This window comes from Alteromonas sp. CNT1-28 (genome assembly GCF_022348345.1).
In the GTDB taxonomy this organism is placed as follows: domain Bacteria; phylum Pseudomonadota; class Gammaproteobacteria; order Enterobacterales; family Alteromonadaceae; genus Alteromonas; species Alteromonas macleodii.
Genome location: NZ_JAKREZ010000052.1, coordinates 1 through 15,663 on the forward strand (window position 1 = coordinate 1; position 15,663 = coordinate 15,663).

11 protein-coding genes are annotated in these 15,663 nt (G+C 46.1%); 10 read left to right on the forward strand and 1 reads right to left on the reverse strand.

Annotated features, from left to right (window positions below):
- Window positions 1-384 precede the first annotated feature (384 nt).
- Entirely contained in the window at window positions 385-687 is a 303-nt protein-coding gene (locus MHN02_RS20255; RefSeq protein WP_239247836.1) for a hypothetical protein, read from the reverse strand.
- Window positions 688-931: 244 nt separating this feature from the next.
- Between MHN02_RS20255 and rplK the strand changes: the two genes are divergently transcribed.
- The 10 genes from rplK to MHN02_RS20305 form a co-directional block, all read left to right on the forward strand.
- A complete protein-coding gene (gene rplK / locus MHN02_RS20260) occupies window positions 932-1,360 on the forward strand; it encodes a 50S ribosomal protein L11 (protein WP_014951043.1) in 429 nt (142 codons plus the stop codon).
- A 4-nt stretch (window positions 1,361-1,364) separates the two neighbouring features.
- Entirely contained in the window at window positions 1,365-2,060 is a 696-nt protein-coding gene (gene rplA, locus MHN02_RS20265; RefSeq protein ID WP_014951042.1) for a 50S ribosomal protein L1, read from the forward strand.
- A 306-nt stretch (window positions 2,061-2,366) separates the two neighbouring features.
- Window positions 2,367-2,885, forward strand: a complete 519-nt coding sequence (gene rplJ / locus MHN02_RS20270) for a 50S ribosomal protein L10 (protein ID WP_014951041.1) — start codon at window positions 2,367-2,369, stop codon at window positions 2,883-2,885.
- Between the two features lie 57 nt (window positions 2,886-2,942).
- On the forward strand, window positions 2,943-3,320 hold the full coding sequence (gene rplL, locus MHN02_RS20275; RefSeq protein ID WP_015068303.1) for a 50S ribosomal protein L7/L12: 378 nt from the start codon (window positions 2,943-2,945) through the stop codon (window positions 3,318-3,320).
- A gap of 325 nt (window positions 3,321-3,645) precedes the next feature.
- Window positions 3,646-7,674 carry a DNA-directed RNA polymerase subunit beta gene (gene rpoB, locus MHN02_RS20280; RefSeq protein ID WP_014977618.1) on the forward strand — a complete coding sequence of 1,343 codons (4,029 nt, stop codon included), beginning with the start codon at window positions 3,646-3,648 and terminating at the stop codon, window positions 7,672-7,674.
- 81 nt (window positions 7,675-7,755) lie between these two features.
- Window positions 7,756-11,928 carry a DNA-directed RNA polymerase subunit beta' gene (gene rpoC / locus MHN02_RS20285; protein WP_014977617.1) on the forward strand — a complete coding sequence of 1,391 codons (4,173 nt, stop codon included), beginning with the start codon at window positions 7,756-7,758 and terminating at the stop codon, window positions 11,926-11,928.
- A 309-nt stretch (window positions 11,929-12,237) separates the two neighbouring features.
- Window positions 12,238-12,612, forward strand: a complete 375-nt coding sequence (rpsL, locus tag MHN02_RS20290) for a 30S ribosomal protein S12 (protein ID WP_014951037.1) — start codon at window positions 12,238-12,240, stop codon at window positions 12,610-12,612.
- Window positions 12,613-12,687: 75 nt separating this feature from the next.
- Complete coding sequence (gene rpsG / locus MHN02_RS20295) at window positions 12,688-13,158, forward strand: 30S ribosomal protein S7 (RefSeq protein ID WP_014951036.1); 471 nt, start codon at window positions 12,688-12,690, stop codon at window positions 13,156-13,158.
- A gap of 27 nt (window positions 13,159-13,185) precedes the next feature.
- Window positions 13,186-15,288 carry an elongation factor G gene (gene fusA / locus MHN02_RS20300; protein ID WP_014951035.1) on the forward strand — a complete coding sequence of 701 codons (2,103 nt, stop codon included), beginning with the start codon at window positions 13,186-13,188 and terminating at the stop codon, window positions 15,286-15,288.
- A 63-nt stretch (window positions 15,289-15,351) separates the two neighbouring features.
- A partial coding sequence (locus tag MHN02_RS20305; RefSeq protein ID WP_239217646.1) for a GTP-binding protein occupies window positions 15,352-15,663 on the forward strand: 312 nt, incomplete at its 3' end.

Sequence of the window (15,663 nt, forward strand, 5' to 3'; positions counted from 1 at the left end):
AATTACGCTAAATAACTATGTACATGAGCCGTATACGAGGCCCGTATGTACGGTTCTGTGAGAGGGATGAGGCGGTGACGCCTCACCCTACTCGATGTATCTAGATAACGATAAAAGGAGAGCGGTGAATATTTATAAAAATTTACATGTTACTACAACGTAACATCCTCTTGACCTAAATAAGCCAGAAATAACAGCTAATAAGCGAAAGAAACATAAACATAAACTGCAATATTGTTGCGGTTTTTTCAGAGACTTTATCGCTCTTTGTAAAAGAGTCCCAAAATCTGACACCCAGCGCACGTTTTAAGATTAGGTTCATTCCACAAACTACCATGACCCAAATGAACACCGTTCCGATATCTACCATTTTAAATTAGACCTTCACTCATCTGTTGTTTCTAAACCCTCTAGATCCGACGCCAAATTTGCTATAGCGCCCGAAACTAACCCACCACCTACGGATGTTGCGAGAGAGCTGAAACCTTTAACCGGACTTAAAGCGCCTGCACCCATTCCGGCAAGTGTTCCTGTAGCGATGGTACTGAACGATGCGTTACGCCCGCCACCAATAATTGCCCCATAGAAACCACCTATGCCACCGGCTATAGCGCCTAAAGCATTGGCCCAAAGTGCACCAGAAACATTTGAGATCTCATGATTGTGTAATTCTGTAGGTTTTTCCATTGTTTGATTATCCTTTCAAAATAAATGATGGGCTTCACACAGTGTGTGTAAAGCCAACTTAACTCTGATTCACTTTGCCTATGAAAAATACTGACCTTTCGATGGTTTTTTATTCTAAATAGCCCTTGCATAGTAATTAATCACCTTATATAATGCGCGCCCTTTTAAACGGAAACGGGAAGCCGATTGAGCAAATAATCTCTGTATTTGCGAGGCGTTAGACCCAAACAAGAGAGCATGTAAAATGGCTAAAAAAGTAAGCGGTATTATCAAGCTTCAGGTTGCAGCAGGTGCTGCTAACCCAAGTCCACCAGTTGGTCCTGCACTAGGTCAACACGGTGTAAACATCATGGAATTCTGTAAGGCTTTCAACGCGAAAACAGAAAGCCTTGAGAAAGGCGCTCCAGTACCAGTAGAAATTACTGTATACGAAGATCGCTCTTTCACATTCGAAACTAAGACTCCTCCTGCGTCTTACCTGCTTAAGAAAGCAGCGGGCATCAAGAGTGGTTCTGGCCGTCCTAACACTGAAAAAGTGGGTAAAGTTACTCGCGCTCAGTTGGAAGAGATTGCTAAAACTAAAGAGCCAGACCTTACTGCAGCTGATCTAGATGCAGCGGTACGCACTATCGCGGGTTCTGCTCGCTCAATGGGCTTGAACGTAGAGGACTAATCGAATGGCTAAATTAACTAAACGCGCTCGCCTAATCCGCGACAAAGTTGACTCTACTAAAGAGTACGAAATCAACGAAGCAGTAGCGCTTCTTAAAGAACTAGCAACAGCTAAGTTCGCAGAAAGCGTAGACGTATCTGTTAACCTTGGTATCGATGCGAAGAAATCTGACCAAAACGTTCGTGGTGCAACTGTACTACCTAACGGTACTGGTAAAGACGTTCGCGTTGCAGTATTCACTCAAGGTGCAAATGCTGAAGCAGCTAAAGAAGCTGGTGCAGACATCGTTGGTATGGATGACCTAGCTGAACAAGTTAAGAAAGGCGAAATGAACTTTGACGTAGTAGTTGCTAGCCCAGACGCAATGCGTGTTGTTGGTCAACTAGGTCAAATCTTAGGTCCACGTGGCCTTATGCCTAACCCAAAAACTGGCACTGTAACGCCTGACGTTGCAACGGCAGTTAAGAACGCTAAAGCTGGTCAGGTACGCTACCGTAACGATAAGAACGGTATCATCCACGCTAGCATCGGTAAGATCGCGTTCGAAGCGAACCAAATTCAAGAAAACCTTGAAGCGCTACTTGAAGCACTTAAGAAAGCTAAGCCTTCTTCTGCTAAAGGTACATACATCAAGAAGATCAGCCTAAGCACTACAATGGGTGCTGGTGTTGCTCTTGATAAGGCTTCTGTAGGTCTTTAATTTCGCTGAGCTTAGGCTCATCGAAATCTCTTAAAGGTTATGGGTTGGAGCTGTGACAATTAGCAGTGCTAATAAGCAGCTCCCGTCCTAGACCGCAGGTGCGGTGTGGTGAAAGAGGTAAGAGAACTTTCACAGTCAACACACTGCTTAATACAACAACCTGCGCAGACGGTGGTTTGACTCAGACTCTCTGGGGTAACAAACACCGTAGAGCGGTATCAACCATGAGGGTTGGTATCAATCTGTGAACCCTGACGGCGTAAGCGGGTAACCGCAAACAAAGTCAGATACAAAGAGGTGAACTCAGTGGCACTAGGTTTAGCAGCAAAAAAAGAGATCGTAGCAGAAGTTTCTGAAGTTGCGTCTCGCGCTCTATCCGTAGCCGTTGCTGAATACCGTGGGATGGAAGTTGCAGAACTGACTGACCTACGTGTTAAAGCTCGTGAGCAAGGCGTATACCTAAAGGTTGTACGTAATACTCTTGCAAAGCGTGCTCTAGCAGACAGTCAATTTGCAGACTTAGACAGCGCCTTAACTGGTCCGCTTATCTATGGTTTCTCTATCGACGCACCAGGCGGTGCGGCACGTCTTTTCAAAGACTTCGGTAAGACTAACGATAAGCTAAAAGTTACAGCACTATCTATTGGTAGCGGTCTTCTTGGTCCAGAGAAATTGGACGCAGTTGCAGCACTACCTACCCGCGACGAAGCGCTTGCGAAACTACTTGCAACCTTCAAAGCACCAGTTGGGAAATTCGTTCAAACAATCAACGAAGTTCCTGGCAAGTTTGTGCGCGTATTGGCGGCGGTCAAAGACACCAAGTAATTGGCGTTTTTGGCATATTGATTTTTTTAACATTTTATACCCAGGAGTTTAGAGAACATGGCTCTAACTAAAGAAGATATCTTAAACGCAATCGCTGAAATGCCAGTAATGGAACTGGTTGAACTAATCGAAGCGGCTGAAGAAAAATTCAACGTATCTGCTGCAGCTGCTGTTGCTGTTGCTGGTCCAGCTGCTGGCGGTGACGCTGCTGCTGCAGAAGAAAAGACTGAATTCGACGTTGTAATGACTTCATTCGGTGGCAACAAAGTTGCAGTTATCAAAGCAGTTCGCGGCGCGACTGGCCTAGGTCTTAAAGAAGCTAAAGAAGTAGTTGAGTCTGCTCCTAAAGCTATCAAAGAAGGCGTAAGCAAAGATGAAGCTGAAGCACTTAAGAAAGAGCTTGAAGAAGCTGGTGCAGAAGTAGAAATCAAGTAATCTGACATAGTCAGATTATTGCCTGAGACGGCAAGGCTGGTGGTTTTTTAAACCACCAGCCTTTTTGCGCTGTATAGTGTGTAGAATCTAACCCTTGGTTACACTACTTAAAGCGCCATTCGGAAATACCCATAAAAAGCATAAAAATCCAACAAGTTAACTAATAATTGGTTAAATTTTGTTGTATGCTGGTGTATCTGCCCGAAAAAGGGTTGTGGAAGTTTGTTGCTTAGTGCGCCATTTGAAACGTAGCTTTTAGCCCATAGCACGCGTTTTAAAGCATTTTGCAGCAGGTTGGGTCATAAATCAGCAGGCTGAGGAACCCATGGTTTACTCTTATAGCGAAAAGAAACGTATCCGTAAGGATTTTGGCAAACGCCCACAGGTATTGGAAATTCCATACCTTCTTTCAATTCAGCTTGATTCTTTCAAAAAGTTTATTGAGATCGATGCAGATGCTCAATACGGTTTGGAAGCAGCATTTCGTTCCGTTTTTCCAATTAAAAGCTACTCAGGTAGTTCAGAGCTTCAGTATGTAAGCTACCGCCTGGGAGAGCCCGTTTTCGACGTTAAAGAATGTCAAATTCGCGGCGTAACTTTCTCTGCTCCGTTAAGAGTAAAACTACGGTTAGTGTTGTTCGATAAAGACGCTGCGCCAGGTACCGTAAAAGATATTAAAGAACAAGAAGTGTACATGGGCGAGATCCCATTGATGACTGAGAACGGTACGTTCGTTATCAATGGTACAGAGCGTGTTATCGTGTCACAGCTACACCGTTCACCTGGTGTATTCTTTGATCACGACAAAGGTAAAACCCACTCGTCAGGTAAAGTGCTTTATAACGCACGTGTAATTCCTTACCGTGGTTCGTGGTTAGACTTCGAGTTTGACCCGAAAGATAACCTATTCGTACGTATCGACCGTCGTCGTAAGTTGCCTGCAACGATTATCTTACGCGCACTTGAAATGACGTCTGAAGAAATCCTAGATACTTTCTTCGACAAAGTAAGCGTACGTATCGACAAAGACAAACTAATGATGGAAGTGGTTCCAGATCGCCTACGTGGTGAGACGGCTGCTTTTGACATCATTGACGGTGAAGGCAACGTTGTTGTTGAAACGGGTCGTCGTATTTCTGCGCGCCACACGCGTGCACTAGAAAAAGCCGGTCTTACAGAACTTGAAGTTCCAGCCGATTACCTAATTGGCCGTGTTTACGCAGCTACTTATGTAAACGAAGACACAGGCGAAGTGATTGTAAGCGCGAACGACGAACTAACCCTTGAAAACCTAGCGGCACTTAGCCAAGCGGGTATCAAAGAGTTCGAAACGCTTTACATCAACGAGCTAGATCACGGTTCATACATTTCAGATACGCTACGTATCGATTCTTCAACTAACCGCCTTGAAGCACTAGTTGAAATCTACCGTATGATGCGTCCTGGTGAGCCACCAACGAAAGATGCAGCTGAAACCTTGTTCGATAACTTGTTCTTCTCTGATGAACGTTACGACCTATCTTCTGTTGGCCGCATGAAGTTCAACCGCCGTCTTGGCCGTGAAGAACTTATTGGTGCTGGTACACTGGATAAAGAAGACATTATTTCTGTAATGAAGCAGCTAATAATGATTCGTGACGGTAAAGACGAAGTAGATGATATCGATCACCTAGGTAACCGTCGTATCCGTTCTGTAGGTGAAATGGCAGAGAACCAATTCCGCGTTGGTCTTGTACGTGTTGAGCGTGCAGTTAAAGAGCGTCTAAGCTTAGGCGACCTAGACAACGTGATGCCACAAGATCTTATTAACGCTAAGCCTATCTCGGCTGCGGTTAAAGAGTTCTTCGGTTCATCTCAGCTTTCTCAGTTCATGGACCAAAACAACCCGCTATCAGAAGTAACGCATAAGCGTCGTATTTCTGCATTAGGCCCGGGTGGTCTTACACGTGAACGTGCAGGCTTCGAAGTTCGAGACGTACACCCGACTCACTACGGTCGTCTATGTCCAATCGAAACGCCGGAAGGCCCGAACATCGGTCTAATTAACTCATTGGCAAGCTTCGCGCGTACCAATGACTTCGGTTTCCTAGAAACGCCGTTCCGTCGCATTGTAGACGGTGTCGTAACAGACGAAATCGATTACTTATCTGCAATTGAAGAAGGTCAATTCGCAATCGCTCAGGCAAACATCGCGTTGACTGAAGCAGGCGAGTTGGTTGACGACCTTATTCCATGTCGTCACCGCGGTGAAACTACCTTGATGCCGAAAGAAGACATCAAGTACATGGACGTTTCACCTCAGCAAATTGTTTCAATTGCTGCAAGCATTATCCCATTCCTAGAGCACGATGATGCGAACCGTGCACTTATGGGTGCGAACATGCAACGTCAGGCAGTACCTACACTACGCGCTGATAAGCCGCTAGTTGGTACCGGTATGGAAAGAACTATCGCGGTTGACTCAGGTGTTACTGTAGTTGCTAAGCGCGGTGGTGTGGTTGATTACGTAGATGCCAGCCGTATCGTTATTAAAGTAGACGAAGATGAAATGCTTCCAGGTGAAGCAGGTATCGATATCTACAACCTGACTAAGTACACTCGTTCTAACCAAAACACGTGTATCAATCAGAAGCCTACTTGTAGTGTTGGCGACCCGATTGTTGCAGGCGACGTGCTAGCTGATGGTCCTTCAACAGACCTAGGTGACCTTGCACTTGGTCAGAACATGCGTATCGCGTTCATGCCGTGGAATGGTTACAACTTTGAGGATTCAATCCTTATTTCTGAGCGTGTAGCGCAGGAAGACCGTTTTACTACTATCCACATTCAAGAGCTTAGCTGTATCGCTCGTGATACTAAGCTTGGGCCAGAAGAAATTTCTTCTGATATCCCGAACGTGGGTGAATCTGCACTAAGCAAGCTTGATGAGTCAGGTGTTGTTTACATTGGTGCGGAAGTGAAAGGCGGTGACATCCTTGTAGGTAAAGTAACGCCTAAAGGTGAAACGCAGCTTACGCCAGAAGAGAAACTACTACGTGCAATCTTCGGTGAGAAAGCGTCTGACGTTAAAGATACGTCTCTACGTGTACCTAACTCTGTTCACGGTACGGTAATCGACGTTCAAGTATTTACCCGTGACGGTGTAGAGAAAGACAAGCGTGCGCTAGAAATTGAAGATATGCAGCTACGTCAGGTTAAGAAAGACCTTACTGACGAGTTCGAAATTCTTGCAGACGGTATCTTCGCACGTGCACAAACTGCACTACTACGTGCTGGTGTTGACCAAGCTAAGCTTGACAGCCTGCCGCGTGAAAAGTGGTTTGAAATCGCACTTAACAGTGAAGATGCACAGCTAGAGCTAGACCAAATCGCTGATCAGCATGCTGAAATCAAACTTGATTTCGATAAGAAGTTTGAAGGTAAGCGTCGCAAGATCACTCAAGGCGATGATCTAGCCCCTGGTGTGCTTAAGATCGTTAAGGTTTACCTTGCGGTTAAACGTCACATCCAACCGGGTGATAAAATGGCCGGTCGTCACGGTAACAAAGGTGTTATCTCGACTATCCAGCCTGTAGAAGACATGCCATACGATGCTAACGGTACGCCGGTAGATATCGTTCTTAACCCACTAGGTGTACCGTCTCGTATGAACATCGGTCAGATCCTAGAAACGCACTTGGGTATGGCTGCACACGGTCTTGGTGTGAAGATTGATCGCATGATTAAAGAGCAGCGCGAGCTGGCTGAACTACGTGACTTCCTGAAGAAGGTGTACGAGCTTGGTGAGAATCACCAAGAAGTAGACATCGATAGCTTCACAGACCACGAAGTTCGTCGCCTAGCGGAAAACCTTCGTAAGGGTGTTCCAGTAGCAACACCTGTATTCGACGGTGCTCGTGAATCTGAAATCAAAGAAATGCTGAAGCTTGCTGATATTCCAGAAAGCGGTCAGATTGCTTTGTTTGACGGTCGTACCGGTCGCGAATTTGAGCGTCCAGTTACGGTTGGTTACATGTACATGCTGAAACTGAACCACTTAGTAGACGACAAAATGCACGCGCGTTCTACTGGTTCTTACAGCCTTGTTACACAGCAGCCTCTTGGTGGTAAAGCACAGTTCGGTGGTCAGCGCTTCGGTGAGATGGAAGTGTGGGCACTTGAAGCATACGGTGCAGCATATACCCTTCAAGAAATGCTTACCGTTAAGTCGGATGACGTTAACGGCCGTACCAAGATGTACAAGAACATCGTCGATGGCGACCACAGAATGGAACCTGGCATGCCAGAGTCATTCAACGTACTACTTAAAGAAATTCGCTCGTTGGGTATCAACATCGAGCTTGAAGAAAAGTAATACGGCGTTAGCCACGTAATGTTATGAGATGGCCCGGCGCTTGCGCCGGGCTCTAGAGACTGACTCCGCTGGGAGAGTAATGTGAAAGACTTATTAAAGTTTCTAAAGCAACAAAACAAGACCGAAGAATTCGATAATATTCGAATTGGTCTGTCTTCACCTGACATGATCCGTTCATGGTCATTTGGTGAAGTTAAAAAGCCTGAAACAATCAACTACCGTACGTTCAAGCCTGAGCGTGACGGTCTGTTCTGTGCGCGTATCTTTGGTCCAGTAAAAGACTATGAGTGTCTTTGCGGTAAGTACAAGCGCCTTAAGCACCGTGGTGTTATCTGTGAGAAGTGTGGCGTTGAAGTTACACTGACTAAAGTACGTCGTGAGCGTATGGGTCACATCGAGCTAGCTAGCCCGGTTGCACACATCTGGTTCCTTAAATCACTTCCGTCTCGTATCGGCCTTATGCTTGATATGACACTTCGTGATATTGAACGTGTACTTTACTTTGAATCATACGTGGTTACAGAGCCAGGTATGACTACACTTGAGCGTAGCCAACTTCTTAACGAAGAAGAGTACTTGGATGCACTTGAAGAGCACGGTGACGAGTTTGAAGCGAAGATGGGTGCTGAGGCAGTATTCGATCTTCTAACAGTACTTGACGTAGACGCAGATGTTGCGGCTATGCGTGAAGAGCTGCCTTCAATCAATTCTGAAACCAAGCGTAAGAAGATTACTAAGCGTCTGAAATTGCTTGAGTCATTCCAACAATCTGGCAACAAGCCAGAGTGGATGATCATGACGGTTCTTCCGGTACTTCCGCCAGATTTACGTCCTCTAGTACCACTAGATGGCGGCCGTTTTGCAACGTCTGACCTTAACGACTTATACCGTCGTGTAATCAACCGTAACAACCGTCTTAAGCGTCTTCTAGACCTAGCTGCTCCAGACATTATCGTACGCAACGAAAAGCGTATGCTTCAAGAGTCTGTAGATGCGCTTCTAGATAACGGACGTCGTGGTCGTGCGATTACCGGTTCTAACAAGCGTCCACTTAAGTCGCTTGCAGACATGATCAAAGGTAAGCAAGGTCGTTTCCGTCAAAACCTTCTTGGTAAGCGTGTTGACTACTCAGGCCGTTCTGTAATTACCGTTGGTCCTACGCTACGTCTTCACCAGTGTGGTCTTCCTAAGAAGATGGCACTTGAGCTATTCAAACCGTTTATCTACGGTAAGCTTGAAGGTCGTGGTCTTGCGACAACAATTAAAGCTGCTAAGAAGCTAGTAGAGCGCGAAGCACCAGAGGTTTGGGACGTACTAGACGACGTTATCCGTGAACACCCGGTACTACTTAACCGTGCACCTACACTTCACCGTTTGGGTATCCAAGCATTCGAACCAACACTAATCGAAGGTAAAGCGATTCAGCTTCACCCGCTAGTGTGTGCGGCGTACAACGCCGACTTCGATGGTGACCAAATGGCGGTACACGTTCCGTTGACAATCGAAGCACAGCTAGAAGCACGTGCACTTATGATGTCAACGAACAACATTCTGTCACCTGCGAACGGTGAGCCAATTATCGTACCTTCACAGGACGTTGTATTGGGTCTTTACTACCTAACGCGTGACAAAGTAAACGGCTTAGGCGAAGGCATGGTATTCACCAGCCCGAATGAAGCAGAAAAAGCATACCGTACAGGTAATGCTGAGCTTCACTCTCGCGTAAAAGTACGTATTACTGAATACGACATCGATGAAGATGGCAACAAAACTGAGAAAGTAACGCTAACTGACACTACTGTTGGTCGTGCGATTTTCTCATTGATCCTTCCTAAGGGTCTGCCGTTTGAAATCATCAACCAAGCGATGGGCAAGAAGCAAATTTCAAGACTATTGAATGCTTGTTACCGTACGCTAGGTTTGAAAGACACAGTAATTGCTGCTGACCAAATCATGTATACCGGTTTCCACTACGCGATGATCGCGGGTGCGTCTGTTGGTATCGACGATATGGTTATCCCTGCTGCTAAGAAAGACATCATCGACGCAGCAGAAGCAGAAGTTATCGAAATTCAGGAACAGTTCCAAAACGGTCTTGTTACCGCGGGTGAGCGTTACAACAAAGTTATCGATATCTGGTCAAATGCCAACGAAAAAGTTGCTAAAGCCATGATGGATAACCTTAAGACTGACATCGTAATTAACCGCGATGGCGAAGAAGAAGAGCAATCATCATTTAACTCTGTTTACATGATGGCCGACTCGGGTGCTCGTGGTAGTGCCGCTCAGATTCGTCAGCTAGCTGGTATGCGTGGTCTGATGGCTAAGCCAGATGGCTCAATCATCGAAACCCCAATTACGGCGAACTTCCGTGAAGGTCTGAACGTACTACAGTACTTCATCTCAACTCACGGTGCTCGTAAAGGTCTTGCGGATACCGCACTTAAGACAGCTAACTCGGGTTACCTAACGCGTCGTCTAGTAGACGTTGCACAAGACTTGGTAATCACTAACGACGACTGTGGCACATTCGAAGGTGTTCAAATGACACCACTAATCGAAGGTGGTGACGTTGTTGAACCACTACGCGAGCGTGTACTAGGTCGTGTGGTAGCAGAAGATGTACTTAAGCCAGGTACTAACGAAGTGCTAGTAGAGCGTAACGTTCTTCTAGACGAAGCGTTAGTAGACATGCTTGAAGCTAACTCAGTTGACCAAATCATGGTTCGCTCGGTAATCACTTGTGACAACGACTTCGGTGTTTGTGCTAAGTGTTACGGTCGTGACCTTGCTCGTGGTCACATGGTGGGTAGCGGTGAATCGGTTGGTGTTATTGCAGCACAGTCAATCGGTGAGCCAGGTACACAGCTTACCATGCGTACGTTCCACATCGGTGGTGCGGCATCAAGAGCATCTGCTGAGAACAGCGTACAAGTTAAGACGGCGGGTAGCCTTAAGCTACACAATGCGAAGTTCGTACGTAACTCTGACGGCAAAGTGGTTATCGTTTCTCGTTCAACAGAACTTACTGTTATCGACGAGCAAGGCCGTGAGAAAGAGCGCTATAAAGTACCTTACGGTGCTGTACTTAGCGTGGATGACGGTGCAACTATTGCAGCTGGCGACGTTGTTGCTAACTGGGATCCGCATAGTCACCCAATCATCACTGAACGAGCAGCTAAGATTAGCTTCGCAGACATTGATGACTCTAACACCGAAATGCAGCAAGACGAGCTTACTGGTCTAACCCGTATCGTTGTTAAAGACCTTGCGAAAGTAAACTCTAAAGAGCCTAAGCTAATTCTTGAAAGCGACGAGTTCGGTCTTCAAGAAATTCGTCTTCCAAGCTTCACAACCATCGAAGCGAAAGAAGGCAAAGTGGCTAACGAAGGTGACGTGCTAGCACGTATTCCTCAAGAAAGCTCGAAGACTCGTGATATCACGGGTGGTCTACCGCGCGTTGCGGACCTATTTGAAGCACGTAAGCCTAAAGAGCCTGCAATCCTTGCAGAAATCTCAGGTACTATCGGCTTCGGTAAAGAGACCAAAGGTAAGAAGCGTCTTGTAATTACACCTGCTGAGGGTGACGCATACGAAGAGATGATTCCTAAGTGGCGTCAGCTTAACGTATTCGAAGGTGAGAAAGTGGAAAAAGGCGAAGTTATCGCCGATGGTCCAGAGTCTCCACACGATATCCTACGTCTACGTGGTATCTCAGCAGTAGCAAACTACATCGTGAACGAAGTTCAGGAAGTATACCGTCTACAGGGTGTTAAGATTAACGATAAGCACATCGAAGTAGTTATCCGTCAGATGCTACGTAAGTGCATTATCACTAATCCAGGCGATACGCAGTTCCTTGAAGGCGAACAGGTTGAAGTATCGAACGTTAAAGTGGCTAACCGTGAAATTGAAAAACACGGCAAGATCCCAGCGCAGTACGAAACACAACTGCTTGGTATCACTAAAGCGTCACTGTCTACTGAGTCATTTATCTCAGCGGCATCGTTCCAAGAAACAACACGTGTTCTAACTGAAGCTGCGGTTCAGGGTAAAGAAGATGACCTACGCGGTTTGAAAGAAAACGTAATCGTTGGTCGTCTAATTCCAGCGGGTACAGGTTTCGCTTACCACGAACGCCGTGCACAACGTCGCAAAGAGCAAATCGAAGAAATGTCAGTGTCTGCTGCTGAAGCAGAACAGGCACTAACCGAAGCGCTTAATGCTGGTGCAGACGAAGATACTGCCGAATAAGGCAAGATCATAGGAGTACGTTAACGTACTCCTAACAATTTGGCAGTCATGTTGTACAGATTGCAGATAAATTAACTGCTTAACCTTTGTACACCTTGACAGTCAGAGCGATGATCTTTAATATTCCGCGACCCGATTTTGGATAGCCATCAAGTGGCTCGATAAACGGTCGCGGTTTTTTGTATCAGCGCTCAGTGAATGTTGACGAGCACAATGTTCATAAACAAGAGCGATTAAGCAATTAATCGCATTAATATGGACCCAATCACAGTGATTGGGTTTTCGTAGTTTTTAATCAGGAGCTAGTTAATGGCAACAGTTAACCAGTTAGTGCGCAAGCCGCGTAGAAAGCCCGTTGAAAAAAGCAACGTAGCTGCTCTACAAGCTTGTCCACAAAGACGTGGTGTATGTACTCGTGTATATACTACTACGCCTAAGAAACCAAACTCTGCACTACGTAAAGTATGTCGTGTACGTCTAACTAACGGTTTTGAAGTTTCTTCATACATCGGTGGTGAAGGTCACAACCTACAAGAGCACAGTGTAGTACTTATCCGTGGTGGTCGTGTTAAAGATCTACCAGGTGTTCGTTATCACACAGTTCGCGGTACTCTTGACTGCGCAGGTGTAAACGATCGTAAACAAGCCCGTTCTAAGTACGGCGCGAAGAAGCCTAAGTCATAACGGTTCTCCGTTAGTAAGGCCAAACTGAAGTTTAAGAGTTTTGGGTTTTCCCTGAATTCATACGGAGAATAGAAAATGCCAAGAAGAAGAGTCGTAGGTCAACGTAAAATCCTACCAGAGCCAAAATTTGGTTCACAACTGCTTGCGAAATTCATGAATGTCGTAATGCTCGACGGCAAAAAGTCAGTCGCTGAAAAAATCGTTTACGGTGCGCTTGATATTGTTGCTGAAAAAACCGGCAAAGCACACCTAGATATCTTCGAGGAAGCGCTTGATAACATCCGCCCAACAGTAGAGGTTAAGTCTCGTCGTGTTGGTGGTTCAACTTATCAGGTTCCAGTTGAAGTACGTCCAGTTCGTCGTAACGCGCTAGGTATGCGTTGGATGGTTGAAGCTGCACGTAAACGTGGCGAAAAGTCTATGGCACAACGCCTAGCGGCTGAAATGCTAGACGCAGCAGATAATAAAGGTTCAGCGGTTAAGAAACGTGAAGACGTTCACCGTATGGCCGAAGCAAACAAAGCGTTTGCTCACTACCGTTGGTAATCAACGTTATTTAACTGAGAGAGATTTATGCCTCGTAAGACCTCGATTGAGCGTTATCGCAATATTGGTATTGTGGCTCACGTGGACGCGGGTAAAACCACGACCACAGAGCGTGTTCTGTTTTATACAGGACTGTCTCACAAAATCGGTGAAGTGCACGATGGTGCTGCTACCATGGACTGGATGGAGCAAGAGCAGGAGCGTGGTATTACTATCACGTCTGCTGCAACGACTTGTTTCTGGTCTGGTATGGAGCAACAGTTCGATCAACACAGGATCAACATCATCGACACCCCTGGACACGTTGACTTTACTATCGAAGTAGAGCGTTCATTGCGTGTACTAGACGGTGCAGTTGTTGTTTTCTGTGGGTCTTCTGGGGTAGAACCTCAATCAGAGACAGTCTGGCGACAGGCTGACAAATATCAAGTGCCACGCCTTGTGTTCGTTAATAAGATGGACCGGGCTGGCGCTGATTTTGAACGTGTTGTGGGTCAAATCCGCAAGCGTTTAGGCGCAAACTGTGTTCCGATTCAAATCAACATGGGCGCTGAAGAGAATTTTCATGGCGTCATCGACCTTGTGAAGATGAAAGCCATCAACTGGAATGAAGAAGACATGGGTATGACATTTACCTATGAAGACATTCCGGCTGAATATTTAGATACCGCTGAGCAGTACCGTACCGAAATGATCGAAGCGGCTGCAGAAGCATCTGATGAGTTAATGAATAAATACTTGGAAGGTGAAGAGCTTTCTGAGGAAGAAATTCGTTCAGGCCTTCGTCAGCGTACGCTGAACAACGAAATTGTTCTTGCCACCTGTGGCAGTGCCTTCAAAAACAAAGGTGTTCAGGCAGTACTAGACTCTGTTATTCATTATCTTCCGTCTCCAACAGAAGTTAAGGCCATCACTGGTGTACTTGACGACAAAGACGAGACAGAAGCAGAGCGTCATTCAAGCGACGATGAGCCGTTCTCAGCGCTAGCATTTAAAATAGCGACCGACCCATTTGTGGGTACGCTAACCTTCTTCCGTTGTTACTCTGGTGTAGTAAACACGGGTGATACGGTTTACAACCCTGTTAAGGGCAAGCGTGAGCGCTTTGGTCGTATTGTGCAAATGCACGCGAAAGACCGTGAAGAAATTAAAGAAGTACGCGCAGGTGACATCGCTGCGGCCATTGGCCTTAAAGATGTAACAACCGGTGATACGCTTTGTGACCCTAACCATGTTATTACGCTAGAGCGTATGGAGTTCCCAGAGCCGGTAATTTCAATTGCGGTTGAGCCTAAGTCGCAAGCTGACCAAGAGAAAATGGGCATAGCCCTAAGCAAGCTTGCAGCTGAAGATCCGTCATTCAAAGTGAAAACTGACGACGAGACAGGCCAGACGATTATCTCAGGTATGGGTGAACTTCACCTTGATATCATTGTCGACCGCATGAAGCGCGAATTTAAAGTTGAATGTAACGTAGGTAACCCTCAGGTTGCTTATCGTGAAACCCTTCGTAAATCTGTTGAAGTTGAAGGGAAGTTCGTTCGTCAGTCAGGCGGCCGCGGCCAATTTGGTCATGTATGGCTGCGCATTGAGCCTCAAGAAGAAGGTTCAGGCTACGAATTTGTGAACGAAATCGTCGGTGGTGTGGTACCAAAAGAGTTCATTCCAGCGGTCGATAAAGGAATTCAGGAGCAGATGCGAAGTGGTGTTCTTGCAGGGTATCCGGTACTTGATGTAAAGGTTACGCTGTTTGACGGTTCATACCACGATGTTGACTCTTCTGAAATGGCGTTTAAGATCGCCGGCTCTATGGGTTTCAAAAAAGGCGCCGCAGAAGCAAATCCGGTGTTACTTGAACCCACAATGAAAGTTGAAGTGACTACTCCAGAAGACTGGATGGGTGATGTAGTTGGTGACATTAATCGTCGCCGCGGCATGATCGAAGGTATGGAAGATGGCGTCGCAGGTGTTAAAATAATACGTGCTAAAGTGCCGCTTTCAGAAATGTTTGGCTACGCAACTGACTTGCGTTCACAAACACAAGGTCGTGCTTCATACTCAATGGAGTTCTTCAATTATTCTGAGGCGCCGAACAATGTGGCGCAGGCTATTATTGAATCTAGAATTTAATCTAAATGAAGGTTCGGTCCGGTCTATTGGTGGGTCGGACTTTTAACTTAGGAAACGAGAAAAATGGCAAAAGAAAAGTTTGAACGTACGAAACCCCACGTAAACGTGGGTACAATCGGCCACGTTGACCACGGTAAAACTACGCTAACTGCAGCAATCACTACGGTTCTTTCAAAGACTTACGGTGGTAACGCACAGGCTTTCGATCAAATCGATAACGCACCTGAAGAAAAAGCACGTGGTATCACCATCTCTACTTCACACGTAGAATACGATACTCCTACTCGTCACTACGCACACGTAGACTGCCCAGGACACGCTGATTACGTTAAAAACATGATCACTGGTGCTGCTCAGATGGACGGTGGTATCCTA

Excerpts from the sequence above, each read along its gene's own strand:
- rplA (WP_014951042.1), top strand. The coding sequence starts at position 1,365 with ATGGCTAAATTAACTAAACGCGCTCGCCTAATCCGCGACAAAGTTGAC.
- rpsL (WP_014951037.1), top strand. The coding sequence starts at position 12,238 with ATGGCAACAGTTAACCAGTTAGTGCGCAAGCCGCGTAGAAAGCCCGTT.
- rpoB (WP_014977618.1), top strand. The coding sequence starts at position 3,646 with ATGGTTTACTCTTATAGCGAAAAGAAACGTATCCGTAAGGATTTTGGC.
- rplL (WP_015068303.1), top strand. The coding sequence starts at position 2,943 with ATGGCTCTAACTAAAGAAGATATCTTAAACGCAATCGCTGAAATGCCA.
- fusA (WP_014951035.1), top strand. The coding sequence starts at position 13,186 with ATGCCTCGTAAGACCTCGATTGAGCGTTATCGCAATATTGGTATTGTG.
- rplK (WP_014951043.1), top strand. The coding sequence starts at position 932 with ATGGCTAAAAAAGTAAGCGGTATTATCAAGCTTCAGGTTGCAGCAGGT.
- MHN02_RS20255 (WP_239247836.1), bottom strand. The coding sequence starts at position 687 with ATGGAAAAACCTACAGAATTACACAATCATGAGATCTCAAATGTTTCT.
- rpsG (WP_014951036.1), top strand. The coding sequence starts at position 12,688 with ATGCCAAGAAGAAGAGTCGTAGGTCAACGTAAAATCCTACCAGAGCCA.